This window comes from Streptomyces sp. NPDC001068 (genome assembly GCF_042897315.1).
In the GTDB taxonomy this organism is placed as follows: Bacteria; Actinomycetota; Actinomycetes; order Streptomycetales; family Streptomycetaceae; genus Streptomyces.
Genome location: NZ_JBIAYD010000004.1, coordinates 223245 through 248267, shown reverse-complemented (window position 1 = coordinate 248267; position 25023 = coordinate 223245). Strand labels below are relative to the sequence as shown.

The following is a 25023-nucleotide window of genomic DNA, read 5'->3' as shown; positions in this document are numbered from 1 at the left end:
CGGGCAGTTGTCCACAGGCGAGTGACACGAATCGGTAACGGCAGCAAGAATGCGGTGTGAGACGTCGCGCGGAACTATTCACGCGCGGTGTCCGTGTTTCGGGGTGGGCCGGTTCCGCTGACAGAGCGCCGGTCCGGGCAATAAGGGGCCGAGGAGGGCCGGGTGACGACCTATGACGATCGAGCGAGCCTCACTGATCTGACCGCGACTGTGGAGCGGGTCCGCGGTTCGGTGGAGAGCGTGATCGAGGGCAAGCCGGAGGTCGTACGGCTTTCGCTGACCGTGCTGCTGGCCGAGGGGCATCTTCTGATCGAGGACGTCCCGGGTGTCGGCAAGACGATGCTGGCGAAGGCCCTGGCGCGGTCCATCGACTGCTCGGTGCGACGCATCCAGTTCACGCCCGACCTGCTGCCGTCGGACATCACCGGCGTGTCCATCTGGGACCAGCAGCGCCGGGACTTCGAGTTCAAACCGGGCGCCATCTTCGCCCAGATCGTGATCGGCGACGAGATCAACCGCGCCTCGCCCAAGACCCAGTCCGCGCTGCTGGAGTCGATGGAGGAGCGGCAGGTCACCATCGACGGGCAGACCTACGAACTGCCCAGCCCCTTCATGGTGGTGGCCACCCAGAACCCGGTCGAGATGGAGGGCACCTACCCGCTGCCGGAGGCCCAGCGGGACCGTTTCATGGCCCGTGTCTCGGTCGGCTACCCGAGCGTGGAGGCCGAGTTGCAGATGCTCGACATCCACGGCGGCGCGAACCCGCTCGACGACCTCCAGCCGGTGGCGCACGCCCACGACGTCGTCAAGCTCGTCGAGACCGTGCGGGGCGTCCATGTCGCCGAGCCGGTCCGGCGGTACGCGGTGGACCTGGTCGCCGCCACCCGCGCCCACCCCGACCTCAGACTCGGCGCCTCCCCGCGCGCGACGCTGCACCTGCTGCGCGCGGCGAAGGCGTCCGCCGCCCTCAGCGGCCGGGAGTACGCGCTGCCGGACGACGTCCAGGCACTCGCCGTGGCGGTCCTCGCCCACCGGCTGCTGCCCACCGCTCAGGCCCAGCTCAACCGGCGCACCGCGGAACAGGTCGTCCAGGAGATCCTGCAGCAGACCCCGGTGCCCGCGGCCGCCCCGCAGCAGAGCGGCTTCGGCGGTCTGGGCCGGGGCGTGCCGACGTATCCCCAGCAGCCTCCGCGGAGTCTGTGATGAGCGCCCCCGCGGAGGCCGACCGCGAGGAGTCGGGCGGCGTCCGCACGGCCCTGGCCGGGCTGACCACCCGCGGCCGCTCCTTCCTGGCGGCCGGCGTCGCGGCGGTGATCTGCGCGTACATACTCGGCCAGAGCGACCTGCGCCGGGTCGGGCTGCTGCTCGCCGTGCTGCCGCTGATCTGCGCGGGCGTGCTCTACCGCACCCGCTACCGGGTGGCCGGCAGCCGCCGGCTCTCCCCCTCGCGGGTGCCGGCCGGCAGCGAGGCCCGGGTGCACCTGCGGATGGACAACGTCTCGCGGCTGCCCACCGGCCTGCTGATGCTCCAGGACCGGGTGCCCTACGTACTCGGCCCGCGCCCCCGCTTCGTCCTGGACCGGGTCGAGCCGGGCGGCCGCCGGGAGGTCTCCTACCGGGTCCGCTCCGACCTGCGCGGCCGCTATCCGCTGGGCCCGCTCCAGTTGCGCCTGACCGACCCGTTCGGGATGTGCGAACTGACCCGCTCCTTCTCGACGTTCGACACCCTCACCGTCATCCCGAAGACCGAGCCGCTGTCGCCGATCCGGCTCAGCGGCGAGGCCAAGGGGTACGGCGACGGACGGCAGCGCTCGCTGGCCCTGGCCGGTGAGGACGACGTGATCCCGCGCGGCTACCGGTACGGCGACGACCTGCGCCGGGTGCACTGGCGCTCCACGGCCCGCTACGGCGAGCTGATGGTGCGCCGCGAGGAGCAGCCGCAGCGGGCCCGCTGCACGGTGCTCCTCGACACCCGGGGCATCGCCTACGACGGAGCGGGACCGGACTCGGCGTTCGAGTGGGCGGTCTCCGGCGCCGCGTCCGTCCTGGTCCACATGCTCGAACGCGGCTTCTCGGTCCGGCTGCTGACGGACACCGGCAGCACGGTCCCCGGTGAGGGGGCCGACGGGTTCGCGGGCTCCGGCCAGGACTCGGCGGACGCGGCCGGGCTGATGATGGACACCCTGGCCGTGGTCGACCACTCGGACGGCACCGGCCTGTCCCGGGCCTACGACGTACTGCGCGGCGGGAACGAGGGGCTCCTGGTGGCCTTCCTCGGCGACCTCGACGACGAACAGGCGGCGGTGGCCGCCAAGATGCGCCGGCGCAGCGGTGGTGCCCTCGCCTTCGTGCTGGACCCGGACACGTGGGTGCGGGAGTCCACCGACGTGCCCGCGCCGGGCGACGCGCACGAGGAGAGGCTGCGGATGCTGCGCGAGTCCGGCTGGACGGCGATCGGCGTGGAGCGCGGAACCCCGCTGGCCGAGCTGTGGCAGCAGGCCGACCGGGAGCGCCTCTCGGTGGCCGCGGCGGGCGGGGAGGGCCGGTGCTGAGCGGACGGGCCCGGCTCGCCCTCACCGCGGCGGCGGCGACGCTGATGACGTCCTGTGCCCTGCTGCCCCTGGTCTCCCCCATGACCTGGCTGTTCCAGGCCGCGTTCCTGGTGGCCGTCCAGACCGGCGTGGGCGCGGCCGCGCGGCGGGTGCCGCTGGCCCGGCCACTGACCGTGGCCGCGCAGGCCCTGGTCACCCTGCTGATGCTGACCCTGGTCTTCGCCCGCGGCCACGCGATCGCCGGGCTGATCCCCGGTCCTGACACCTTCCGGTACTTCGCCGACCTGCTCCGGCAGGGCTCCGACGACATCAGCCAGTACGCGATACCCGCGCCGCTGTCGGACGGGATCCGGCTGATGGTCATCGGCGGGGTGCTGATCGTCGGGCTGCTCGTGGACACCCTCGCGGTGACCTTCCGCAGCGCGGCCCCGGCCGGGCTGCCGCTGCTCGCGCTGTACTCGGTGGCGGCGGGCCTGTCCGACGGGCCGAGCGACTGGCTCTGGTTCCTGGTGGCGGCCGCCGGCTACCTGATGTTGCTGCTCGCCGAGGGCCGGGACCGGCTCTCGCAGTGGGGGCGGGTGTTCGGCGGGGCCTCGCGTACGCCGGGCGGCCAGGAGAGCGGCGCGCTGGCCCCGGTGCGCACCGGGCGCCGGATCGGCTTCGCGGTGCTGAGCGTCGCCCTGTTCGTGCCGTTCGTGATGCCCTCGATCCAGAGCGGCCTGCTGGACGGCACCGGGAACGGCGTCGGCGTGGGCAACGGGAACGGCGGCACGATCTCCGCCGTCAACCCCCTGGTGTCGCTGCGGGACAGCCTCAACGTGGACGAGGACCGGCAGGTGCTGTCCGTGCGGAGCAGTGGCGCCGACATCTCCGACCTGTACCTGAGGATCGTCTCGCTGGACGACTTCGACGGCACCACCTGGAAGCCGGCCCAGCGGCACATCACCGCGGTCCCGAACACCTTCCCCACCCCGGCCGGACTGGGCGGTGACGTCCGGCGGGCCGCGGTGCGGACCACGATCTCGGCCGCCGACTGGTACGCGCAGGACTGGCTGCCGATGCCGTACCCGCCCAGCGGGGTGAAGGTCGCCGGCACCTGGCGCTACGAGCCGGTCGGGATGACCCTGGTCGGCGACCACGGCCAGAACACCCGTGGCGAGACCTACGAGGTCACCAGCCTGGACGTGCAGCCGACGGCGGATCAACTGGCCGCGTCGCCGGAACCCTCGGCGGCGATGCGGAAGGACTACACGAAGGTGCCCGCCTCGCTGCCGCCGGTGGTGGCGCAGACGGCCCGGGAGGTCACCGCGGGCTCGGCGAACCACTACGAGCAGGCGGTCAAGCTCCAGGACTACTTCGCGGTGAACGGCGGCTTCCAGTACGACACCCAGGTGCAGATCGGCCGGGGCGAGGGCGCGATCGCGAACTTCCTGAAGGAGAGGCGCGGTTTCTGCGTGCACTTCTCCTTCGCGATGGCCGCGATGGCCAGGACGCTGGGCATACCGGCCCGGGTCGCGGTGGGCTTCGCGCCCGGCACCGCGCAGGCCGACGGCTCGGTCTCGGTGGGTCTCAAGGACGCGCACGCCTGGCCGGAACTGTACTTCGAGGGCGTGGGCTGGACCCGCTTCGAGCCGACCCCGACGCGGGGCACGACCCCGTCGTACACCGTTTCGGACACCCCCGGCTCCTCGGTGCCGGACGAGACGCTGCCGTCCAAGGGCACCTCGGACGCGCCGTCCGCGTCGGCCTCGGCGAGTGAGAGCTGCTCGCCCCAGCTGCGCAGGCAGGACCTCTGCGCGAGCCCGTCGGCGGCGAGCACGGTACAGCGGGGAGACGGCGGGCCGCCGTGGTGGCAGCCGGCACTGTGGGCGCTCGCCGGACTCGCCGTGCTGGCGGTGCCGCTGTCGCCGATGCTCTACCGGCAGCGGGTACGGGCCCGGCGGCTCGGGGCCCACGACCGCACCCCGGACGGTGTGGCGGCGCACACGCTGGCGGTCTGGCAGGAACTGATCGACATGGCCTGGGACTTCGGGATCCCGCCGGACGACTCGCTGAGTCCGCGCGGCACCGCCGACCGGTTCGTCCGGCTCGGTCGCCTCGACCCGGTCGCCGCCGCCTCGGTGCACCGGGTCGCGGAAGCCGTGGAACAGGTGCTGTACGCGCCTCGGCCGCGGCTGACGGGGGGCCTCTCGGACGACGTCCGCCGGGTGGCGGCCGCGCTGAACGGCACGGTCGGTGTGTCCACCCGGCTGCGGGCGCTGTTCGCGCCCCGGTCGGCGGCGCGGGTGCTGTGGGCGGTGTCGGCCGGGTGGATCCGGCTGCGGGAGCGAGCGGCGGCCCTCCGGCCGAGTCCGCGCAGGCCGTCGGAGCAGCAGGGCTGACCGGCGGCGGCCGGCGGCCCACACCGCGGGAGACATGGCGGCTGTGAAGGCACGGCGGCTGGAGGCACGGCCGCCGGGCACATGGCGGCTGTGGATCCGGCGGCCCGGAGGACATGACTGAGGGGTGGTCACCCAGTGGGTGACCACCCCTTTGTCACGCTGTGTTCCGCCCGTTCGGCGAAGCCTCGGTGGTGCTCAGTGGCCCTGCTCGTCACGACGGCGCTGCCAGCGCTCCTCGATGCGGTCCATCATGGAGCGCTTCGGCCGGACCTGGCGGCGGGCCTGCGGGCCTCCCGCGGGCTGCTCGCCCGGCTTGGGGGCCTTGCGCCAGCCGGTGACGGCGAGCACCGCGCAGCCCAGCATGACGAGGAAACCCACCACGCTGACCCAGATCTGCTTGGCGACCATTCCGGCCATGAGGAGCGCGATACCCACGAGGAAGCCCGCGGCCGCCTGGTAGACCCGTCGCCGGGTGTACGACCGCAGCCCGCTTCCCTCAAGCGCTGTCGCGAACTTGGGGTCTTCGGCGTACAGCGCTCGCTCCATCTGCTCAAGCATTCGCTGCTCGTGCTCCGAGAGCGGCACGGCGTCCTCCTCATCGTGCAGTCGCCAGGGCGACCCGGGGGGTCCCTTCAGGATAGGCAGGGAATCGCCCCCGTGAAACCCGCCCCTCTAGGCCAATTGGCCAACCGGAATTCGCCATGGCCGTTCCGGCTCGCTGAGGCTTCCATTCCCCGGCGGCCGACCCGTCATGCCGAGCGGTCTCCCTCGATCATACGGCGCAAACCCCTCGATCGGGGGGCCTGTGGCGTACTCCATCCGCTGCCGAGTCCCTGATCAGCGGGCTCGTCCCGGGAGAATCTCAGGCCCCGGCAGCCCCCGGAGTCTCGCCGAGTACGTGGAGCTGGGTGGCGACGGCGTGGAAGGCCCGAAGCTCGGCCGCGGCGGCCTCCAGCTTGAGCAGCGCGTCGAGGGCGCCGGGCTCGGTGTCCACCAGGACGCCCGGGACGAGGTCGGCGAAGACCCGCACGCCGTGCACGGCGGCCACGGCCAGACCCGCGCCCTCGACCAGGCCGGTGAGCTGGTCGGCGGTGAAGCGGCGCGGCATGGGGTCGCCGGTGCCCCAGCGGCCGTCGGGGTCGTCGAGGGCCTGCCGGGCCTCCTTGAAGTGCCCGGCGAGGGCCCGCGCCACGACGGCCCCGCCCAGTCCGGCGGCGAGCAGGCTGAGGACGCCCTCGGAGCGGAGCGCGGCCACCGTGTTGCGCACGCCCTCGGCCGGGTCGTCGACGTACTCCAGGACGCCGTGGCAGAGCACCACGTCGTGGCCGCCGCGCTCGACCACGTCGAACAGGCCGAGGACGTCGCCCTGGACGCCCTTGACGCGGTCGGCGACGCCGGCCTCGGCGGCGCGGCGCTCCAGCGCGAACAGGGCGTTCGGGCTCGGGTCGACGACGGTGACGCGGTGGCCGAGGCGGGCGAGGGGCACCGCGAAGTTACCGCTGCCGCCGCCGGTGTCGAGGATGTCCAGCGCGTCCCGGCCGGTGGCCTTGACCCGGCGGTCGAGGGCCTCCTGGAGGACCTCCCAGACCACGGCGGTACGGAGAGAAGCGCGGGGTCGTGTGGGGTCCGGCACGGCAGTTGACTCCTCGGCGCGGCACCGCCTGTTTCCCGGCGGCGCGAACTGGGTGCCTCCCGGGCCCGGAGTGCGGGAGGGAGGGAGGCTTCAGGCGCTCTCCACCCTATTGCCTCCGCCGCCTCGGCCGACGCCTCGGCCGTCCCGCCACGGCCCGCACCCTCTCGGCAGGCCCGGCCAGGACCAGCACCGCCCCCACGGGCCCGCCACGGCAGGCCCGGCAAGGCCGGTACCGCCCCCTCAGGCCCGCCACGGTCCGGGTCTGCCCGTGCCGGGCCCGGGCGGGGGCCGGCCCCGGGCCGCCCTGGTCATCCCGCGTCGGGCAGCCCCCTGTCCCGGGCACCGCCCGGCTGCTCGCCGTCCTGGCGCCGGGGCTGCGGCAGCACCGGCTGGAGGACGAGCATCCGCTCCACCATGCGCAGGAACATCTCCACGTCCCGCATCAGGTCGTCGGCGTCGCGGCGGCCGGCCGCGCCCTGGATGCCCGCCTCGGCGCGGGCGCGGCGGGCGGCGCCGGAGGCGAACAGGGCGCTCCACTCGGCGAGCTCGGGTGCCACCTCGGGGAGCACCTCCCAGGCGCTGCGGATGCGGGCCCGGCGCCGGGCCGAGGTCTCGGGACGGGCACGGGCGGCGAGCACGGCGGCCGCGGTGCGCAGGGCGGCCAGGTGGGCGGTGGCGTAGCGCTCGTTGGGGGTGTGCAGGAGCTCGGCCTCGTCGAGGGTGGCGCGGGCCTGGGTCAGCAGATCGAGGGCGGCAGGCGGGGCCGTGGCCCGGCGGAGCACGGGGTGCACGTCGCTCGCGGGGCCGGTCGGTGAGGGGGCAGGGCCGGTGGTGCGGCGCCGGTGGGCGGCGGCCGCTGAGGTGTTGGCCATGACGAACCTCCTGTCGTCTTGGTGACGGTTCCCTTACACGGGGTTCCGTATGTGCCCATCGTGCGGTATGGCACTGACAATCCGCTCTGACCTGGGGTTTTGCTTCGATCGCAAGTTCGGGATAACTTTTGCACTGACCAGTCAGTTCAAAAACATGGCCGATACGGACACCACTTCGGAAGGCGGGGGTTCTGTGCACGGCGTACCTGTCACGGCCGAGCGCCTCGGGCTGGAGGGCCCGCGCGGCCGGGTGTTCCAGGGGATCTCCCTGGACGCCGGGCCCGGCGGGCTGATCGCGGTGGACGGGCCTTCCGGCTCAGGCCGCACCTGCCTGCTGCTCACGCTCACCGGGCGGATGAGGGCCACCGAGGGCACCGCGACGGTCGGCGAGTTCCGGCTGCCCAAGCAGCCGGCGGCCGTGCGCCGGATCAGCGCGGTGGCCAACGTCGCCGGGGTCACCGACCTCGAACCCGCCCTGACCGTGGGCGAGCACCTGCGTGAACGGGCGCTGCTGCAGCGCCGGTTCGGCGACTCGCTGCGTGACCTCGCGCGACCGCGGAGCGAGCGGACCACGCGGACGGCCCGGCGGGTCGACGACGCCCTGGCCGCCGCCGGGCTCGACCCGGCGGCGCTGCCGAAGGGCCCCCGGACCGCCGTACGGGACCTGGAGCGGATCGAGGCGCTGCGGCTGTCGGTGGCGCTGGCACTGGTCGGCGAGCCGCGACTGCTGGCCGTGGACGACGTGGACCTGAAGCTGTCGGCCGCCGAACGGAGCGAGGCCGGGGCGCTGTTGGCGTCGATCGCCGCGGCCGGCACGACCGTGCTGGCGGTGTGCGGGGAGCCCCCGGCGGGTGCCGTCGTGGTGCGCACCGGGACCGTCGGGGATGAGAGGACCGGGCTGCCGGAAGGCCCCGGAACCGGGGAGGAGACAGGCGATGCGCTCGCCACGACTGGCCGCGCTTGAGCTCAGGCGCTTCGGACGGGGCCGGCTGCCCCGTGCGGCCCTGGTGGCACTTCTGGTGCTGCCGCTGCTGTACGGCGCGCTGTACCTGTGGTCGTTCTGGGATCCGTACGGGCGGCTGGACCGCATCCCGGTGGCGCTCGTGAACGACGACAGGGGGGCGAGCGCGAGCGGCCGGAAGATCACCGCGGGCGACGACATCGTCGACGGGCTGCGGGACAGCAGGACGTTCGAGTGGCACCGGGTGAGCGCGGCCGAGGCCCGCCGGGGTGTCGAGAACGGCACCTACTACCTGTCGCTGACCATGCCCGCCGACTTCAGCTCGCGGATCGCCTCCAGTGCCGGCGACTCCCCGGAGACCGGAGCGCTCCAGGTGCGCACGAACGACGCGAACAACTACATCGTCGGCCAGATCTCCCGCACGGTCTTCAACGAGGTGCGCTCGGCCGCGTCCGCCAAGGCGTCCCGGTCCTTCCTGGACCGCATCTTCATCTCGTTCGCCGACATCCACGGGCAGACCGTCAGGGCGGCCGAGGGTGCCGACACCCTCACCGGTGGCATCGGAAAGGCCGAGAAGGGCTCGAAGGACCTCGCCGACGGGCTGAAGGACGCCAGGTCCGGCAGCGGGAAGCTCGCCAAGGGGATCAGGAAGCTGGACACCGGCTCGGCGACCCTCAAGGACGGTTCCCGGCAGGTCGCGGACGGCACCCGGACCCTCGCGGGCCAGGTCGACGGGGTGTACGGCAAGGTCGGCCCGTACCTCCAGGACAACGAGAAGACGATCGGCGACACCGCGCGGCTGGTCGCCGACTCGGCGCGGACCGTCCGCGGCAACCTGGACGTCCTGGTGAAGGCCGCCCCGGTGGCCGCGAAGACCGCGCACACGGCCGCCGGCACGCTGGACGAGGTCTACCGGGCACGCTGCTCGGCCGGGCTGCTCGACGACCCCGTCTGCCCCGACCTGAAGAAGGCCAGGGACGCGGCCGACGACGTGGCCGCCGTCGCCGACGACCTCGACACCCTGATCGCGGACCAGCACGGCGACCTGAAGACGCTCGACGCCGACCTCGGCGTCCTGCAGAAGCAGGCCGAGGCCCTCGCCGACCGGGCCCCGCACCTCTCCGAGGACGTCGCCGACGCCGTCAAGAAGATCGACAAGCTGAACGACGGCGCGGCGCGGGTGGCCGCGGGCGCCGCGCGGCTGCACACCGGTCTCGGCACGGCCCTGACCGGCGCGACCGGTCTGGACTCGGGTCTGGGCAGGCTCGAGACCGGCGCCGACGACCTGAGCGGCGGGATGTACAAGCTGGTCGACGGCTCCGGCCGGCTGGCCGGCGGCCTGCACGACGGCGCGGCGCGGATCCCCGACTACGGCAGGCAGGACCGCGACCGGCGCACCGGCGTGATGGCGGACCCGGTCCAGCTCGCCTCCAGGGACCTGCACAAGGCGCCCAACTACGGCACCGGGTTCGCCCCGTACTTCATCCCGCTGTCCCTGTGGGTCGGCGCGATGGTGGCCTACATGCTGATCCAGCCGCTCAACCGGCGTGCCCTGGCGGCGGGTTCGGCGCCCTGGCGGATCGCGCTGGCGGGCTGGTTGCCGGTGGTCGCGGTGGGGGTGCTGCAGACGGCCGCCCTGATGGCCGTCCTGCACTGGGCGATCGGCCTGGAGATGGTCCGCGCGGCCGGGACGGTCGGGTTCCTGTTCCTGGTGACGGCGTGCTTCGCGGCGATCGTGCAGTGGCTGAACGCGCGCTTCGGGGCGGCCGGCCGGATCCTGGTGCTGGCGCTGCTGATGCTCCAGCTGACCTCGGCGGGCGGCACCTATCCGGTGCAGACCAGCCCGGGCTTCTTCAACGCGATCCACCCGTTCCTGCCGATGAGCTACGTCGTGTCGGCCCTGCGGAGGCTGATCACGGGCGGCGGGCTGGGCCCGGTCTGGCAGGCCTGTGCCGTCCTGACCGCGTTCACGGCGGGCGCCCTCGCGCTCACCGCGCTGTCGGCCCGGCGCCGCCAGGTGTGGACGCTGGACCGGCTGCATCCGGAGCTGACCCTGTGAGGAGATCCGGGTCCGCCCCTCCGGTGTCCGCGGGGGCCGCCGTTCCTGTGAGAATCGGGGCCATGGAAAGCAGCAGCACCACGGGCGGCAGCACGCGCCGTGAAGCCACCCGGCAGAAGCTCTACGAGGCGGCCGTCACCCTCATCGCCGAGCAGGGCTTCTCCGCCACCACCGTGGACGAGATCGCCGAGCGTGCCGGGGTCGCGAAGGGCACGGTCTACTACAACTTCGCGAGCAAGTCGGTCCTCTTCGAGGAGCTGCTGCGGCACGGCGTGGGCCTGCTCACCGCCTCCCTGAAGGAGGCCGCGGAGCGGACCGCGCGGGAGGGCGGCAGCCGGGTCGACGCGCTGGACGCCATGGTCCGCGCGGGCCTGGTCTTCATCGACCGCTACCCGGCCTTCACCCAGCTCTACGTGGCCGAGCTGTGGCGCACCAACCGGGCCTGGCAGTCGACGCTGATGGTGGTCAGGCAGCAGGCGGTCGCGGTCGTGGAGGGCGTGCTGCGCGAGGGCGTCGCCAACGGCGAGTTCAGCGACGAGATCGATGTCCAGCTGACCGCGGCGGCGCTGGTCGGCATGGTGCTGGTGGCCGCGCTGGACTGGAAGTCCTTCCAGCCGGAGCGTTCCCTGGACGACGTCCATTCGGCCCTGTCCCGGCTCCTGCAGGGACGGGTGAGCGGAAGGGGCTGAGCCCTTCGGGGACCGGCACGCGCGCGTGGGCACGCGAGGGCGCCGGTCCGCCGGTGGCCGCGTCCCCCGCGGGCCACCGGCGGACCGGCGCCTTCCGTACACCCCCGTGTCCCGCTTCCGCCGACGAATCGGCGGAAGGAGCGTTCGAGGGCGCCGCGCGGTTCCGCCGCCCCGTGTCGGCGGTACCGGGACCGGCGCCCCTTCCCGTGCCTCCACTCTCCCGTTCACGCAGGTCGCGGCCCATCCGCGCGCGTACTCAACTCGTCCCCTGGGTACGCGTACTCAGCTCCGCGCGCCGATGCCCGGGACGCGGAGGCGCCGACTGGCTACGATCGCGTCCGTGTCGGTACTCCCCTTGGTCTTCACCAGCGGCTGGGCCAGCGGAATCAACGCGTACGCGGTGGTGCTGCTGCTCGGCTTCTTCGGCGCGACGGGCCTGAGCGACGAGGTCCCCGAGACGCTGCAGCGCCCGGAGGTGCTGATCGTCGCGGGCGTGCTCTTCCTGTGCGAGGCGGTCGCCGACAAGATCCCGTACGTCGACTCGGTGTGGGACTCCGTGCACACGGTGGTCCGTCCGGTGGCGGGCGCCTGGGTCGGGGCGCTGCTCGCCGGGCAGAGCGGTTCGCTCAACGACGTGGTGGCCGGGCTGGTCGGCGGTTCGACGGCGCTGGCCAGCCACACCGTCAAGGCCGGCACCCGGATGGCGGTCAACACCTCGCCCGAGCCGTTCAGCAACATCGTGCTGAGCTTCGCCGAGGATCTCGGGGTCGCCGGGATCGTGTCGTTCGCGATGTTCCACCCGCTGGCGGCGGCGGTCGTCGCGTCGGTGCTGCTGGCGACGGGTCTGATCGTGCTGGTGTTCCTGGTCTCCCGGATCCGGCGGTTCTGGCGCCGGAGGGCCCAGCGCCGGGAGGAACGCCGGCTCGCGACCCAGGTGGGCGGACCACCGGACTGACGGGCCGCCGCGCCGGGCTGCCGGTCGCGGTCGATAAGGTCGCGGGCATGGGACGGATTGCGGTGATCGGCGCCGGGATGGGCGCCATGGCGGCGGCCGCGCGGCTGGCCGTCGCGGGCCACCGGGTGACGGTGTACGAGCGTACGCAGACGTACGGCGGCGCCGTGCGCCGGTTCGAGCGCGACGGGTTCGGCTTCGACACCGGCCCGGGGCTGCTGCCGCTGCCCGCCGTGTACCGCGACCTGTTCGTCAAGACCGGCAAGGAGCCGCTGGAGGAGTGCGTCGGGCTGGTCCAGGTCGACCCGTCGTCCCGGCACGTCTTCGCCGACGGCACCGCGGTCTCCCTGCCGAACGCGTCCCGCGCGGGTGTCGTATCGGCCCTGGACGAGGCTCTCGGCGCCGGCGCCGGACAGCGCTGGGGCGACTTCCTGGTGCGCGCCCGGGAGGCCTGGGACCGCACCCGGCGCCCCCTCCTGGAGGAGCCGCTGTGGCCGAACTGGCAGGTGCTGGCCGAGCGCGAGCCCTACCCGGCGGTGCCGCACAAGAGGTTGCTGCGCACCCGCCGGGCGAGCACGCTGGCCGAGATCGGCGCGTGGGAGCTGCGGGACCCCCGGCTGGTCCAGCTGCTGGACGGCCACGCGCTCGCGAACGGCCTCGACCCGGGGACCGCGCCGGCGAGCGCGGCCGTGCTGCCCTACCTGGAGCACGCCTTCGGGACCTGGTATGTGCGCGGCGGCATGCGGGAGTTGGCGCGTGCGGTGTACGAGCGGTGCCTGCGGCGCCGGGTCGGGTTCGTCTTCGGCGCCGAGGTCGCCCGGGTCCTGGAGGACGAAGGCAGGGCGTCCGGGCTGGAGTTGGCCGACGGGACCGTGGCGGAGGCGGACTTCGTCGTCGGCACGGGGCCGTGGCGGCTGGCCGGCATGGTCGCGGGCCGGGAACTGTACGGCGCGGGGGAGGTGCGTCCGGAGCCCGAGGACCGCTGCACGGGCCGGGTGGTGGTGTGTCTGGCGCTGCGCGGTGCGCGGGAGCCGGGTGCCGTGCACCGCACGGTGGTGCACGCGGCCGACGGCGAGGGCGATCTGGACCTGTTCCGGCACGGGGTGGTGCCGGACCTTCCGACGGTCGTCGTGGACCGGCCGGACGACCCGGCGCTGCGCCCGGACGCGGAGCACGAGGCGGTGGTGATCACGGCGACGGTGCCGTCGGCCACGGAGTACGACTGGGCCGCGCCGGGAGCCGCCGACGCCTTCGCGGACCGGATGACGGCTGCCGCCGAACGTGCCGTGCCGGGGCTGGGTGAGCGGCTGCTGTGGCGTGAGGTGCGCACCCCGCTGGACACCGAGCGGGAGACCGGCGCGGTCGGCGGTGCGGTTCCCCCGCCGGCCCTCGCCTCGGCGGAGGGTGTGCTCCACCCGTCCAACACCACCGCGCTGCCGGGCCTGTTCACCGCGGGAGGCTGGTCCCACCCGGGCGGCGGGCTGCCGCACGCGGGGATGTCGGGGGCGCTGGTGGCCGGATTGATCGTGGAGGGGCCGGAGTTCCGCGGCTCGCGGTGAGGCGCGGCCCTCCCGCCCGCCACCGCGGCTTCAGAAACGGTACTGCTCGTCGTACCCGGTGCCGGGCCTGGCCTGTTGCCCGTTCTGTCCGTCGCCCTGGTAGGGGTACTGCTGCTCCTGCGGGAGCTCACCGCCGTAGGTCTCGTCGGCCCGCTGCTGCGGGACCCAGACACCGCCCGCGGGGGTCTCGCCGTAGCCGCCGTTGCCGTACTGGTCCTGGGTGTAGCCCTGTTGCTGGTCGTACTGCTGGGTGTTGTACGACTGGTCGTACCCGGCGCCGCCGTAGGTCTGGTTGCCGATGTACGGGTCGGAGTAGTTGGCGTAGCTCTGCTGGCCGCCGGTGTCGTAGCCGTACTGCTGCTGGGCGTATCCCGAGTAGTCGTAGGCGTAGTTCTGGTCGGTGCCCTGGGCGGCGTAGCTCTGGTCCTGGCCGGCGGTCGCGTAGGCGGGGTCGCCGGCGGGGGTGTAGCCGGGCTCGTTGTATATGCCGTAGGAGCCGGTGTCGTCGGGCATCGGCTGCGGCTCGTACACCGCCGTGGACTCGGCGGCCGCGGGCTCGTTCGGGCGGGCCGAGGAGAAGACGTCGTCGCGGTCGTATTCGTCGCCATAGGCCGGGTTGGCCCCGGTGACGTAGGCGGCGCGCTGGTCGGTGTGGCCGGCGTCGGCCGCGTCCGGGTCGGGCCCCTCCTGATCCGGCTCCTCGCCGGGCTCGCCGCGGCGGCGCTTGAGCGGGCCGTCCTCGTCGTCCGCGCCGGGGCGCTTGACCGCCCAGCCGGCCTCGAAGCCGCGGCGGAACGACAGCGTGACGTAGGTCTGGCCGACCGCGAAGGCGATCGCGCCCAGACCGATGACGATCACCGACGGAATCAGGACACCGAACACGACACCGACGAAGCCGACGAAGGCGAGCAGCCGCCAGCGCAGCCGCGCCTTGTACTGCAGCAGGACCTCGCCCAGCAACCACAACGCGACGATGCCGAACGCTACGTAGAGGACCGTCCAGCCCATGTACGCCCCTCTCCCAGTTACCGCTACGCAGTGTGTCGTACTCCGGTGCGGCCGGTCTAGGCCCGCGGGGGATGGTGCAGGCCAAGGTTCTCGTGGATCTCGAGCGTCGCCGTGGAACTGTTGAGCGTGATGAAGTGCAGTCCGGGGACGCCCTCGGCCAGCAGCCGTGCGCAGAACTCCGTGGCGAACTCGATACCGATGGAGCGTACCGCCGCCGGATCCTCTTTGGCTGTGAGGATCCGCTCTTTCAGGGCGTCCGGGAAGAAAGCGTTGCTGAGTTTGGGCAGCCGTTCCAGCATCTTCACACTGGTGACGGGAAGAATTTCCGGAATCACGGGGGTTTCGCAGCCCGCCGCCGCGACCGAGTCGCGAAGGCGAAGGTAGGACTCGGGCTGGAAGAACATCTGCGTGATCGCGTAGTCGGCGCCCGCGCGGCACTTGTCGACGAAGTGGCGCACGTCGGTGTCCCAGTCGCCGGAGCGCGGGTGCATCTCCGGGAAGGCGGCCACGCCCACGCAGAAGTCGCCCGACTCCTTGATGAGCCGCACCAGTTCGGCCGCGTAGGTCAGACCCTGCGGATGCGCGACCCACTCCCCCATCGGGTCGCCCGGCGGGTCGCCGCGCACCGCGAGCATGTTGCGGATCCCGGCGTCCGCGTACTGGCCGATGATGTTGCGCAGTTCGGCCAGCGAGTGGTCGACCGCGGTGAGGTGGGCGACCGGGGTGAGCGTGGTGTCGGCGACGATCTGCTGGGTCTCCTTGACCGTGCCCGCGCGGGTGGAACCGCCGGCGCCGTAGGTCACGGAGACGAAGTCGGGGGCGACCGCCTCGACCCGCCGGAGCGCGTTCCACAGGTTCCGCTCGCCCTTGGGGGTTTTCGGCGCCGAGAACTCGAACGAGTACGTGGTCTTGCCGGAGGCGAGCATGTCACGCACGGTACGCGCGCGGTCAGTCCTGGTGGATGCGGTTCCGAGGGCCATACCCGCAGGTTAGCCAGGGGAGCACGGTCACCCAACCGGACTCGGGGGATTTGCCGCGAATTGTCGGCCGCGCGTCCGGATACTGGACAGGTTTCCGGACGGTGTGCGCCGGACGGTCACACCGACCGCAGCCGCTTCGCGAACTCGGCCGCCGCGGCGCCCGGGTCGTCGGCCGCGGTGAGCGCGCGGACCACGACCACCCGGCGGGCGCCCGCGTCCAGCACCTGGTCGAGGTTGCCGAGGTCGATGCCGCCGATGGCGAACCAGGGGCGGTCCGTGCCCAGGGCGGCGGTGTACCGGACCAGACCGAGGCCGGGAGCGGGGCGGCCCGGCTTGGTGGGGGTGGGCCAGCAGGGGCCGGTGCAGAAGTAGTCCACGCCGTCCTGGACGGCCGCCGCGGCGGCCTCGGACTCGGCATGCGTGGAGCGGCCGATCAGGACGTCCGGGCCGAGGACGGCCCGGGCGGCGGGGACCGGCAGGTCGCCCTGGCCGAGGTGGAGCACGTCGGCACCGGCCGCGTGGGCCACGTCCGCGCGGTCGTTGACCGCCAGCAGCTTGCCGTGCCGGGCGCAGGCGTCGGCGAACACCGCGAGGTGCTCCAGCTCCTCGGCGGCCTCCATGCCCTTGTCGCGCAGCTGCACGATGTCGACACCGCCCGCCAGTACCGCGTCCAGGAACGCGGCGAGATCACCCTGCTCCCGGCGGGCGTCCGTGCACAGGTACAGGCGGGCGTCGGCCAGCTGGGCGCGGGCGGTGTCGGTCATTCGGTGTCCCCCGTGGTGTCGGTACCGGCTTGCCTCAGACGGCGAGCGCCTGGGCGCGGCGCTTCACCTCCGTGCCACGATTCTCGCTGAGCGCCTGCGCGGGGGTGCCGGGCAGGGTCTCGTCGGGCGTGAAGAGCCACTCCAGCATCTCTTCGTCCGTGAAGCCGTCGTCCCGCAGGAGCGTCAGGGTCCCGGACAGGCCCTTGACGACCTTGTCCCCGTCGATGAAGGCGGCGGGGATGTGCAGCGCCCTGTTCTCGCCACGGCGTACGGCGATGAGCTGGCCGTCCTTTACCAGCTGGCGCACGCGGGTCACCTCGACGTCCATCATCTCTGCGATGTCGGGGACGGTGAGCCAGGCGGGGACGAGAGCATCGGTCTTTGCGTCAATCTCGGTCACGGTACAAGGGTAGGCGCTTCGCCGGCCGGGCCGCGATGGGTGGCCGCCCGGGCGCGGCACCGCCGGGGCCGCTCACGCCGTTCACCTCGCCTCCTGGCCGGGCGCCGCGGTCGCGGTCTTCAACGGGCGGGCCGGGTCGGACAGGGCGTCCGCGTCCATGCGGGTGCCCGCCTCCACCAGGCGTCGGCCCTGGGCCAGATCCCGTGGGCGGCCTACCGCCAGCAGAGCGACCAGGCGGTCCGCACGGAGCCAGCACACGCTCCAGGACGGTCCGGACGGGTCGCCCCGCCAGACCATGCGGTCGGCGACCGCGTGGTGACCGGCGTACTGGACGAAACGGCCGAACTGCTCGGACCAGAAGTACGGCACCGGGTCGTAGACCGCGTCCGTCTCGCCGAGGATGCCGGCGGCCACCGTGCGCGGGCCCTGGAGGGCGTTGTCCCAGTGGTGGACCAGCAGCCGCTCGCCGTAGCGGCCGGACGGGAAGGAGGCGCAGTCGCCGACCGCGTAGACGTCGGGGACGGTGGTGCGCAGGCGTTCGTCGGCGAGCACCTCGCCGTGCGCGCCCAGCGTGATGCCGGAGCCGGCCAGCCAGGCGGTCGCGGGACGGGCGCCGATGCCGACGACGACGGCGCCCGCGGGCACCCGCGAGCCGTCGTCGAGCACCACCGCGCCGGGCTCGACGGCCGCCACGCGCGCGTGCGTGCGCAGGTCGGCGCCGCTGTCGGCGTACCAGGCGGCCATCGGGGCGGCGACCTCGGCGGGGAGCGCTCCCGCGAGCGGGCGGTCCGCGGCCTCGACCACGGTGACCGCGCAACCGGCCTCGCGGGCCGCGGTGGCGAACTCGGCGCCGATCCAGCCGGCGCCGACCACCACGATGTCGTGCTGCCGGGCGAGCACGGGCCGCAGCCGCTCGGCGTCGTCCAGGGTGCGCAGCAGATGGACGCCGGGGACGCCCTCGGTACCGGGCAGGGTGATCGGCTCGGCGCCGGTGGCGAGCACCAGGACGTCGTAGGGCACCGGTCCGCCCTCGGTGTCCAGCTCGTGGTCGGCGGGGCGCACCCCGAGGGCCTCGCGGCCGAGCGCCAGGTCGATGCCGAGCGCCTCGAAGTCGACCTCGAAGGCGGAGCCCTCGGACTTGCCGAGCAGCACCGCCTTGGAGAGCGGCGGCCGGTCGTAGGGCTGGTGCGGCTCGGCGCCGATCAGGGTGACGGTGCCGGTGTAGCCCTGTTCGCGCAGGGCCACGGCCGTCTGCACCCCGGCCATGCCCGCGCCCACGACGACCACGCGCCGCGTCTGTGACGTGCTCCGTCGCTGCGTCTGCTCGCTCACGTGATCACCATGGACAAGAACGATAGACAACTGACGAAGAGTCAGTCAGGGGGCGTGCCGGGTGACCTGTTCCACAGTGCGGGCCGAGGCCGTCTTACGGGGGCGGAGCTCCGCGGGCTAGGGTTGCGGAGAGCACACGCGGGAGCCCGGACGCACCGGGCTGAGAGGGAGGCTGGCGGCCTCCGACCGTACGAACCTGATCCGGGTCATGCCGGCGAAGGGAGGGGCTGGACGCCCATGTCCGCGCATACGTCCGACGTCCTCGTCATCGGGGGCGGAATCATCGGCCTGGTCACGGCCTGGCGGTCCGCGCAGCGCGGTCTCCGCACCGCCGTGGCCGACCCCGACCCCGGCGGCGGGGCCGCCCAGGTCGCGGCCGGGATGCTGGCCGCCGTCACCGAGCTGCACCACGGCGAGCAGACCCTGCTGGGGCTCAACCTGGCCTCCGCCCGCCGTTATCCCGGCTTCGCGGCCGAGCTCACCGAACTCACCGGCCACGACCTCGGCTACCGCCGCTGCGGCACGCTCGCGGTCGCCCTGGACGCCGACGACCGGGCGCACCTGCGCGACCTGCACGCCCTCCAGCAGCGGTCGGGGCTGGACTCCGAGTGGCTGTCCGGGCGGGAGTGCCGGCGCCTGGAGCCGATGCTGGCGCCGGGCGTGCGCGGCGGGCTGCGGGTCGACGGCGACCATCAGATCGACCCGCGCCGGCTGGCGGCCGCGCTGGTGGCCGCCTGCGAGCGCGCCGGGGTGGTGTTCCACCGCGACTGGGCCGAGCGCCTGCAGGTGGTGCGGGAGCGGGCCACCGGTGCCGTCACCCGCTCGGGCGACCTGCTGACCGCGGACCGGGTGGTGCTCGCCGGCGGCAGCCTGAGCGGTCGCCTGGCCGGGGTGCCCGTGGACGCGCTCCCTCCGGTGCGGCCGGTGAAGGGGCAGGTGCTGCGGCTGACCGTGCCCGCCGCGTACGCGCCGTTCCTGAGCCGGACCGTACGGGCCGTGGTGCGCGGCGGACATCTCTACCTGGTGCCCCGGGAGAACGGCGAGCTGGTCGTCGGGGCCACCAGCGAGGAGCTGGGCTGGGACACCACGGTCACGGCCGGGGGCGTGTACGAGCTGCTGCGCGACGCGCACGAGCTGGTGCCCGGCATCACCGAGCTGCCGCTGACCGAGACCCGGGCCGGGCTGCGCCCCGGCTCCCCCGACAACGCGCCGCTGCTCGGGCCGACCCGTCTCGACGGGCTGCTGCTGGCCACCGGGCACCACCGCAACGGGGTGCTGCTCACGCCCGTCACGGGAGACGTGATGGCGGAGCTGCTCACCGGCGGGGAGCTGCCCGAAGAGGCCCGCCCGTTCACGCCGCAGCGTTTCGGACCCGTCCCCGGCGTACTCCTGGAGCAGACCGCATGAACATCTCCGTCAACGGGGAGCGCCGGGAGATCACCCCGGGCACCGCTCTCGACACGCTCGTGAAGTCCCTGACGGCCGCGCCCTCCGGGGTGGCCGCGGCGGTCAACGAGACCGTCGTACCGCGCGGCGAGTGGCCGGGTACGGCGCTCGCCGAGGGTGACCGGGTGGAAGTCCTGACCGCCGTACAGGGAGGCTGAGCCATGGCCGACGATCCGTTCGTGCTCGGGGGTACGGCCTTCTCGTCCCGGCTGATCATGGGGACCGGGGGCACACCGAGCCTGGAGGTGCTGGAACGGGCGCTGGTGGCGTCCGGGACCGAGCTGACGACGGTCGCCATGCGGCGGGTGGATCCGGGGGTACGGGGGTCCGTGCTGTCGGTCCTGGAGCGGCTGGGGATCCGGGTGCTGCCGAACACGGCGGGGTGCTTCACCGCCGGGGAGGCGGTGCTGACGGCCCGGCTGGCCCGGGAGGCGCTCGGGACCTCGATGGTCAAGCTGGAGGTCGTCGCCGACGAGCGGACCCTGCTGCCGGATCCGATCGAGCTCCTCGACGCGGCGGAGACGCTGGTCGACGACGGGTTCACGGTGCTGCCGTACACCAACGACGATCCGGTGCTGGCCCGGCGGCTGGAGGACGTCGGGTGCGCCGCGGTGATGCCTCTGGGCTCCCCCATCGGGTCGGGGCTCGGGATCCGCAACCCGCACAACTTCCGGCTGATCGTCGAGCACGCGCGCGTGCCGGTGATCCTGGACGCGGGGGCCGGTACGGCCTCCGACGTCGCGCTGGCGATGGAGCTGGGGTGCGCGGGGGTGATGCTGGCGTCGGCGGTGACCCGGGCGCACGATCCCGAACGGATGGCGTCCGCCATGCGGGCCGGGGTGGAGGCGGGGCGGCTGGCCCGGCTGGCCGGGCGGATCCCCTTCCGTCACTTCGCGCAGGCCTCGTCCCCCACGGAGGGCGTGGCCGCCCTGGACCCCGAACGCCCCGCCTTCTGACGCCGGCCGCCGAGGCCGTCCGGGCATCACCCGATCGGCCGCGGGCCGGGACGGAAGCGGCGCCCGCGCGGATCGCGCCGGTGCCGGCCCGGCGCGACTCGGCGGGACCCGGCCGCCCGGCACCGCGCGCGGACGGGCGGCTGCGTCACAGGTCTGTTGTAGTCCGGTAGGGAAATCTGTCTCACCTGTGGGGGTTTCGGCCCGGGCTCGTACACTCGCGGGGTGGATACGACGCTTCAGGACCCCCTGGTCGGGCAGGTGCTCGACGGCCGTTATCGCGTCGACGCGCGGATCGCCGTCGGCGGGATGGCCACGGTCTACCGGGCCCTGGACGTCCGGCTGGACCGGGTGCTCGCGCTGAAAGTGATGCATCCGGCGCTCGCCGCCGACGGTTCCTTCGTCGAGAGATTCATCCGGGAGGCCAAGTCCGTCGCCCGGCTGGCCCACCCCAACGTCGTCCAGGTCTTCGACCAGGGGACCGCCGGGCCGTACGTGTACCTCGCGATGGAGTACATCGCCGGCTGCACCCTGCGCGACGTGCTGGTTCGGCGCGGCGCGCTGCAGCCGCGGGCCGCGCTGGACATCCTGGAGCCCGTGCTGGCCGCGCTGGGCGCGGCGCACCGCGCCGGTTTCGTGCACCGGGACATGAAGCCCGAGAACGTGCTGATAGGGGACGACGGGCGGGTCAAGGTCGCCGACTTCGGGCTCGTGCGGTCGGTGAACAGCGTCACCAGCACCACCGGGGCGGTCCTCGGGACGGTCGCCTACCTGGCGCCGGAGCAGATCGAGAGCGGGGTCGCCGATCCCCGCGTCGACGTGTACGCGTGCGGGGTCATGCTCTACGAGATGCTCGCCGGGCAGAAGCCGCACGACTCGGACTCGCCCGCGGTCATCCTCTACAAGCACCTCCACGAGGACGTGCCGCCGCCGTCCCTTGTCGTGCCGGGGCTCGCCCGCGAGCTGGACGAACTGGTCGCCCACGGCACCGCCCGCGATCCCGGGCTCCGCCCGTACGACGCCGTCGCGCTGCTGGCCCTGGCCCGGCAGACCCGGGCCGCCCTGCGCGACGACCAGCTGGACGCCGTGCCGCCGCAGGCGCTCGCCGAGGGGCACGACATAGCCGAGGACCGGACGAGCGTCATCCCGCGGTCGCTGACGGTGCCCCGGCCGCTGCCCGTCGACGAGCCGGACGACCGGGTCCTGACGACCAGCAGGTTCGAGGCGCCGCCGGTGCCGGAGCGACGGCACGAGGCCCGCCGCCGGTCCCGGCGCGGACCGGTGACGCTCGTCGTCGCCGTGCTGGTCCTCTTCGGCGCCGGCACCGGGATCTGGTACATCAACTCCGGGCAGTTCACCAAGGTCCCGCCGCTGCTGTCGAAGACCGAGGCACAGGCCACGACGCGCCTGCAGGAGGCCGGCCTCGACATCGGGAAGGTCGAGCACGCCTACAGCGACACGGTGAAGAGGGGCACGGTGATCAGCACCGACCCGGCGGCCGGCCGGCGCATCCGCAGCAACGACTCGGTGGCACTGACCATCTCGGACGGCCCGGAGACGGTGAAGGTGCCCGACGTGCAGGGCCGGGCGCAGGCCCGGGCCAGGGAACTGCTGAAGGCCGAAGGACTCGAACCGGGCATGGTGACGAGGGAGTTCAGCGACGACGTGCCCAAGGGGTCGGTCATCTCGACCGATCCGGGCGCCGGGAGCGAGCGGCACGCGGGCACGGCGATCGCGCTCGTCGTCAGCAAGGGCTCGCCGGTCGAGGTCCCCGATGTCACCGGCGACGACCTCGACGACGCCCGCCGGGAACTGCAGGAGGCCGGGCTGAAGGTGACCGTGTCGGCCACCGAGGTCACCTCCGAGTACGACCAGGGGCAGGTGGCCCGGCAGACCCCGGGCGGCGACGCGCAGGCCGCCGAGGGCGACACGGTGACGCTGACCCTGTCCAAGGGTCCGGAGATGGTCGAGGTGCCGGACGTGGTCGGGGCCACCGTCGAGGACGCGACCAGGCTGCTCGAGAAGTCCGGCTTCCGGGTCAAGGAGGACCGCGGGCTGCTCGGACTGTTCGGCGACACCGTGAAGCAGCAGTCGGTGACCGGCGGGCAGCAGGCGCCCAAGGGGTCGACGATCGCCATCACCATCCGGTGACCGGGTACGGCCCGCGGCGTGACACCCTTGACGGGTGAAGAGCCACCCGTCCCCTCCCCCAGGTCCCGCCCGGAACCCGGTGGGCGGCCATGTCCCGGTGGCGGGCGGTCTGGCCTCGGTGGGCCTGTCGTACGCCCGTGAGCTGAAGGCCGAGACCGTGCAGGTCTTCGTCGCCAATCCGCGCGGCTGGGCCACCCCGGCGGGCAGCCCGAAGCAGGACGAGGCGTTCCGCGCGGCCTGCGCCGAGCAGTCCCTCCCGGCGTACGTGCACGCTCCGTACCTGATCAACTTCGGTTCGCACACCGAGGCGACCGCGGGGAAGTCGGTGGAGTCGCTGCGGCACTCGCTGCGCCGCGGCCGGGAGATCGGGGCCCGGGGAGTCGTCGTGCACACCGGCAGCGCCACCGGCGGGCGGACCCGGGAGGTGGCGCTGAAGCAGGTCCGGGCGTACCTGCTGCCGCTCCTGGACGAGCTGACCCATGACGAGGACCCGTTCCTGCTCCTGGAGTCCACCGCCGGGCAGGGCGCCTCGCTCTGCTCGCGGACCTGGGACTTCGGGCCGTACTTCGAGGCCCTCGACGCGCATCCGAAGCTGGGCGTGTGCCTGGACACCTGCCACGTGTTCGCCGCCGGACACGACCTGACCGGGCCCGGCGGGATGCACCGGACCCTGGACCTGCTGGTGGACACGGTCGGCGAGGGGCGGCTGAAGCTGATCCACGCCAACGACTCCAAGGACGTGGTCGGCGCGCACAAGGACCGGCACGAGAACATCGGCGCCGGGCACATCGGCGAGGACCCGTTCCGGGAGCTGATGACGCACCCGGCGACCGCGGGCGTGCCGCTGATCATCGAGACGCCCGGCGGCACGGAGGGGCACGCGGCGGACGTGGAGCGCCTCAAGCGGCTGCGCGACGGCTGACCGGGCCGCCGGCCGACCCCTTCCGGAATACCCCCTGGGGGTATATACGTTGGAGGTGTCGAGAGGGATCCGCACCTGACATCGGGGATCAGCCATGGACCACGACCACGCACTGCACGAACACCACGGAGCGCACGGCACGCAAGGCGCGCACGGCTCCGGAGGTGCCTCCTGGGCCATGGCCGCCCAGGCGACCCTGCACTGCCTCACGGGCTGCGCCGTCGGCGAGGTGCTCGGCATGGTCGTGGGCACCGCTCTCGGCTGGGGGAACCTGCCGACCACGCTGCTGGCGATCGTACTGGCGTTCTTCTTCGGCTACTCGCTCACCATGCGCGGGGTGCTGAGGGCGGGCGTCGACCTGCGCACCGCGCTGCGGGTGGCGCTGGCCGCGGACACCCTGTCGATCGCCGTGATGGAGCTGATCGACAACGGCACGATCCTGGTCTGGCCGGCCGCGACGGACGCACAGCTCGGCGACGCGCTGTTCTGGATCTCGCTGGCCGTCTCGCTGGCGATCGCGTTCGTGGTGACGACCCCGGTCAACAAGTGGACGATCGGCCGCGGCAGGGGGCACGCGGTGGTGCACCGGTACCACCACTGACCTCACCGCGCGTGACGGCACCGCGCGGAGTTCAGAGCTCGGGACCGTCCCCCGGCCCCTCCTGGTAGGAGTAGCGCTGCTCCTTCCAGGGGTCGCCGAGGTTGTGGTAGCCGCGCTCCTCCCAGAAGCCGCGCCGGTCCGCCGTCATGTACTCGATGCCCCGGACCCACTTGGGCCCCTTCCAGGCGTACAGCTGGGGGACGACCAGACGCACCGGGAACCCGTGCTCGGCGGTGAGGAGTTCACCGTCCTTGTGGGTGGCGAAGATCGTGCGGTCGGCGGCGAAGTCCGCGAGGCGCAGGTTGGCGCTGAAGCCGTACTCCGCCCACACCATCACATGGGTGACGTCGCGGGCGGGCGGTGCGAGCTCCAGGACGGTCCGCGCCGGGATCCCGCCCCACTCGGCGCCCAGCATGCTGAACTTCGTCACGCAGTGCAGGTCGGCGACCACGGTCGCATAGGGCAGCGCGGTGAACTGCTCGTGGTTCCAGACCTGCGGGCCCGCCTCGGCGGTGGCGCCGAAGACCCTGAACTCCCAGCGTTCGGGGCGGAACTTGGGCACCGGCCCGTAGTGCGTCACCGGCCAGCCGCGCTGCAGTCGCTGCCCCGGCGGAAGCCCGGCACCCGCCCTCCCCCTCGACGCGTGCTCCACCGGATGACCCATGCCTTCCATCCTGACAGACCGAAAGTGGTGCATCCGACCAGGCAGACCGCCCACAGATCATCAAATCGGTCAACTGACGCCAAGCATGTCCTTACTTACTAAGTCAGCACTTACTGGACGATCTTCCATGCCGGTGCAATCATG

General features: G+C 73.3%; 23 protein-coding genes and 1 riboswitch. Of the genes, 14 read left to right on the top strand and 9 right to left on the bottom strand.

The window, feature by feature from the left end; all coding sequences use genetic code 11:
• Nucleotides 1–162 precede the first annotated feature (162 nt).
• The 3 genes from ACFY3I_RS13385 to ACFY3I_RS13375 are packed head-to-tail and all read left to right on the top strand — an operon-like array spanning nucleotide 163 to nucleotide 4933.
• Nucleotides 163–1203 carry a MoxR family ATPase gene (locus ACFY3I_RS13385; RefSeq protein ID WP_365283071.1) on the top strand — a complete coding sequence of 347 codons (1041 nt, stop codon included), beginning with the start codon at nucleotides 163–165 and terminating at the stop codon, nucleotides 1201–1203.
• Nucleotides 1203–2552, top strand: coding sequence for a DUF58 domain-containing protein (locus tag ACFY3I_RS13380; RefSeq protein WP_390860651.1), 1350 nt, complete (start codon nucleotides 1203–1205; stop codon nucleotides 2550–2552). Before ACFY3I_RS13385 ends, ACFY3I_RS13380 begins: the two co-directional genes overlap by 1 nt.
• On the top strand, nucleotides 2549–4933 hold the full coding sequence (locus ACFY3I_RS13375; RefSeq protein WP_390860893.1) for a DUF3488 and DUF4129 domain-containing transglutaminase family protein: 2385 nt from the start codon (nucleotides 2549–2551) through the stop codon (nucleotides 4931–4933). The genes ACFY3I_RS13380 and ACFY3I_RS13375 overlap by 4 nt, the downstream gene beginning before the upstream one ends.
• A gap of 195 nt (nucleotides 4934–5128) precedes the next feature.
• On the opposite strand, the gene ACFY3I_RS13370 is transcribed toward ACFY3I_RS13375, so the two are convergent.
• The 3 genes from ACFY3I_RS13370 to ACFY3I_RS13360 form a co-directional block, all read right to left on the bottom strand.
• Nucleotides 5129–5518, bottom strand: coding sequence for a DUF3040 domain-containing protein (locus ACFY3I_RS13370; protein ID WP_365283067.1), 390 nt, complete (start codon nucleotides 5516–5518; stop codon nucleotides 5129–5131).
• Between the two features lie 277 nt (nucleotides 5519–5795).
• Nucleotides 5796–6566, bottom strand: coding sequence for a methyltransferase (locus tag ACFY3I_RS13365; protein WP_390860650.1), 771 nt, complete (start codon nucleotides 6564–6566; stop codon nucleotides 5796–5798).
• A gap of 308 nt (nucleotides 6567–6874) precedes the next feature.
• Nucleotides 6875–7438 carry an SAV_6107 family HEPN domain-containing protein gene (locus tag ACFY3I_RS13360; RefSeq protein WP_390860649.1) on the bottom strand — a complete coding sequence of 188 codons (564 nt, stop codon included), beginning with the start codon at nucleotides 7436–7438 and terminating at the stop codon, nucleotides 6875–6877.
• Nucleotides 7439–7592: 154 nt separating this feature from the next.
• On the opposite strand from ACFY3I_RS13360, the gene ACFY3I_RS13355 reads away from it, so the two are divergent.
• The 5 genes from ACFY3I_RS13355 (at nucleotide 7593) to ACFY3I_RS13335 (ending at nucleotide 13658) form a co-directional block, all read left to right on the top strand.
• Nucleotides 7593–8402: an ATP-binding cassette domain-containing protein gene (locus ACFY3I_RS13355; protein ID WP_390860648.1), complete on the top strand. Its 810-nt coding sequence runs from the start codon at nucleotides 7593–7595 to the stop codon at nucleotides 8400–8402.
• Nucleotides 8374–10458 (top strand): YhgE/Pip family protein, encoded by a 2085-nt coding sequence (locus ACFY3I_RS13350; protein ID WP_390860647.1) that lies wholly within the window; start codon nucleotides 8374–8376, stop codon nucleotides 10456–10458. The genes ACFY3I_RS13355 and ACFY3I_RS13350 overlap by 29 nt, the downstream gene beginning before the upstream one ends.
• Before the next feature lie 62 nt (nucleotides 10459–10520).
• On the top strand, nucleotides 10521–11147 hold the full coding sequence (locus ACFY3I_RS13345; protein ID WP_365283057.1) for a TetR/AcrR family transcriptional regulator: 627 nt from the start codon (nucleotides 10521–10523) through the stop codon (nucleotides 11145–11147).
• 340 nt (nucleotides 11148–11487) lie between these two features.
• Nucleotides 11488–12102 carry a DUF4126 domain-containing protein gene (locus ACFY3I_RS13340; protein ID WP_390860646.1) on the top strand — a complete coding sequence of 205 codons (615 nt, stop codon included), beginning with the start codon at nucleotides 11488–11490 and terminating at the stop codon, nucleotides 12100–12102.
• A 47-nt stretch (nucleotides 12103–12149) separates the two neighbouring features.
• On the top strand, nucleotides 12150–13658 hold the full coding sequence (locus ACFY3I_RS13335) for a phytoene desaturase family protein (RefSeq protein WP_390860645.1): 1509 nt from the start codon (nucleotides 12150–12152) through the stop codon (nucleotides 13656–13658).
• Between the two features lie 30 nt (nucleotides 13659–13688).
• Here ACFY3I_RS13335 and ACFY3I_RS13330 read toward each other — a convergent pair whose 3' ends face one another.
• From ACFY3I_RS13330 to ACFY3I_RS13310, 5 genes are all read right to left on the bottom strand, one after another.
• Nucleotides 13689–14666: a hypothetical protein gene (locus tag ACFY3I_RS13330; RefSeq protein WP_390860644.1), complete on the bottom strand. Its 978-nt coding sequence runs from the start codon at nucleotides 14664–14666 to the stop codon at nucleotides 13689–13691.
• A gap of 56 nt (nucleotides 14667–14722) precedes the next feature.
• Complete coding sequence (metF, locus tag ACFY3I_RS13325; protein ID WP_365283049.1) at nucleotides 14723–15646, bottom strand: methylenetetrahydrofolate reductase [NAD(P)H]; 924 nt, start codon at nucleotides 15644–15646, stop codon at nucleotides 14723–14725.
• A gap of 116 nt (nucleotides 15647–15762) precedes the next feature.
• Nucleotides 15763–16410, bottom strand: a complete 648-nt coding sequence (gene thiE, locus ACFY3I_RS13320; protein ID WP_365283047.1) for a thiamine phosphate synthase — start codon at nucleotides 16408–16410, stop codon at nucleotides 15763–15765.
• Between the two features lie 34 nt (nucleotides 16411–16444).
• The gene (locus ACFY3I_RS13315) at nucleotides 16445–16810 is read right to left on the bottom strand and encodes an Rv2175c family DNA-binding protein (protein ID WP_365283045.1); all 366 of its coding nucleotides are present in this window, start codon (nucleotides 16808–16810) and stop codon (nucleotides 16445–16447) included.
• A gap of 81 nt (nucleotides 16811–16891) precedes the next feature.
• On the bottom strand, nucleotides 16892–18142 hold the full coding sequence (locus ACFY3I_RS13310; RefSeq protein ID WP_390860643.1) for an NAD(P)/FAD-dependent oxidoreductase: 1251 nt from the start codon (nucleotides 18140–18142) through the stop codon (nucleotides 16892–16894).
• Nucleotides 18143–18270: 128 nt separating this feature from the next.
• Nucleotides 18271–18382: riboswitch (TPP riboswitch) on the top strand.
• Between ACFY3I_RS13310 and thiO the strand changes: the two genes are divergently transcribed.
• The 6 genes from thiO to ACFY3I_RS13280 all read left to right on the top strand — a co-directional run bounded on the left by thiO (nucleotide 18380) and on the right by ACFY3I_RS13280 (nucleotide 24215).
• A complete protein-coding gene (gene thiO, locus ACFY3I_RS13305; RefSeq protein ID WP_390860642.1) occupies nucleotides 18380–19549 on the top strand; it encodes a glycine oxidase ThiO in 1170 nt (389 codons plus the stop codon). (Overlaps the previous riboswitch by 3 nt.)
• Complete coding sequence (thiS, locus tag ACFY3I_RS13300; RefSeq protein ID WP_351732427.1) at nucleotides 19546–19746, top strand: sulfur carrier protein ThiS; 201 nt, start codon at nucleotides 19546–19548, stop codon at nucleotides 19744–19746. The genes thiO and thiS overlap by 4 nt, the downstream gene beginning before the upstream one ends.
• Before the next feature lie 3 nt (nucleotides 19747–19749).
• Nucleotides 19750–20544, top strand: a complete 795-nt coding sequence (locus tag ACFY3I_RS13295) for a thiazole synthase (RefSeq protein WP_390860641.1) — start codon at nucleotides 19750–19752, stop codon at nucleotides 20542–20544.
• A 222-nt stretch (nucleotides 20545–20766) separates the two neighbouring features.
• Nucleotides 20767–22692: a Stk1 family PASTA domain-containing Ser/Thr kinase gene (gene pknB, locus ACFY3I_RS13290; RefSeq protein ID WP_390860640.1), complete on the top strand. Its 1926-nt coding sequence runs from the start codon at nucleotides 20767–20769 to the stop codon at nucleotides 22690–22692.
• 34 nt (nucleotides 22693–22726) lie between these two features.
• Complete coding sequence (locus tag ACFY3I_RS13285) at nucleotides 22727–23614, top strand: deoxyribonuclease IV (RefSeq protein ID WP_390860639.1); 888 nt, start codon at nucleotides 22727–22729, stop codon at nucleotides 23612–23614.
• Nucleotides 23615–23708: 94 nt separating this feature from the next.
• The gene (locus ACFY3I_RS13280) at nucleotides 23709–24215 is read left to right on the top strand and encodes a DUF4396 domain-containing protein (RefSeq protein WP_390860638.1); all 507 of its coding nucleotides are present in this window, start codon (nucleotides 23709–23711) and stop codon (nucleotides 24213–24215) included.
• Between the two features lie 31 nt (nucleotides 24216–24246).
• Here ACFY3I_RS13280 and ACFY3I_RS13275 read toward each other — a convergent pair whose 3' ends face one another.
• On the bottom strand, nucleotides 24247–24879 hold the full coding sequence (locus tag ACFY3I_RS13275; RefSeq protein ID WP_390860637.1) for a sulfite oxidase-like oxidoreductase: 633 nt from the start codon (nucleotides 24877–24879) through the stop codon (nucleotides 24247–24249).
• Nucleotides 24880–25023 lie beyond the last annotated feature (144 nt).